Source organism: Paraplanobispora siamensis, assembly GCF_016863175.1.
Lineage (GTDB): Bacteria > Actinomycetota > Actinomycetes > Streptosporangiales > Streptosporangiaceae > Planobispora > Planobispora siamensis.
Map to the genome: position 1 here is coordinate 1 of NZ_BOOJ01000141.1, position 1,026 is coordinate 1,026.

Sequence of the window (1,026 nt, forward strand, 5' to 3'; positions counted from 1 at the left end):
CAGCTCGACCGGCTCGCCGGTCAGGTTGACGGTGCACACCAGCCCGTCGCCGCGCCGGAAGGCCAGCGTGCCCTCCGGAGAAGACAGCCAGGTCAGCGGCTCCTCAGCCAAGGAGCGGCGCTCGCGCCGCAGCCGCAGCGCCTTGCGATACAGCTGCAGCGTGGAGGCGGGATCGCGCAGCTGGGACTGCACGCTCAACGGGCCCCAAGAGCCCGGCATGGGCAGCCACGTCTGCTCGATGCCCGGCATGCTGAAGCCGAAGTGCGGCCCGGCATCGACCCACGGGATCGGCACCCGGCAGCCGTCGCGGCCGTCGTCGGGGTTGCGCAGCCGCTGCGGGTCTTGCAGGTACTCCTCCGGCAGGTCGAGCACCTCCGGCAGGCCCAGCTCCTCGCCCTGGTAGATGTAGGTGGAGCCGGGCAGGGCCAGCGTCATCAACGCCGCCGCGCGGGCCCGGCGCAGGCCGAGCTCGCCGTGGCCGTAGCGGGTGACGTGCCGCTTGACGTCGTGGTTGGACAGCACCCAGGTGGCCGGCGCGCCGACCGAGCCGGCGCTGGCGAGGGACTCGTCGATCACCGACCGGAAGGCCGCGGCCTGCCACGGGGTGGTCAGGAAGTGGAAGTTGAACGCCTGGTGCATCTCATCGGGGCGCACATAGTTGGCCAGCCGCTGCAGGGTCGGCACCCAGGCCTCGGCCACCCCGATCCGCTCGCCGGGGTAGGAGTCCAGCAGCCGGCGCCAGGCACGGTGGATGGCGTGCACGCCGTCTTGGTCGAAGAACGGCACCACCTCGGTGCCGATCATCTTGACCTGGTCGGGGTGGCCGACGTCGGGCAGGCCCTCGGCCTTGACCATGCCGTGGGAGACGTCGATGCGGAAGCCGTCGACGCCCAGGTCGAGCCAGAAGCGCAGGATCGATTCGAACTCGGCGTGGACTTCGGGGTTGTCCCAGTTCAGGTCGGGCTGTTCGGGGGCGAACAGGTGCAGGTACCACTGCCCGTCGGGCAGCCGGGTCCAGGCCGGCCC

General features: G+C 71.4%; 1 protein-coding gene. It reads right to left on the reverse strand.

The genetic code is table 11. The features are described 5' to 3' along the window. Nucleotides 1-1,026 (reverse strand): alpha-amylase family glycosyl hydrolase (locus Psi01_RS42920; RefSeq protein ID WP_239128458.1); only part of this gene is annotated, 1,026 nt, incomplete at both ends.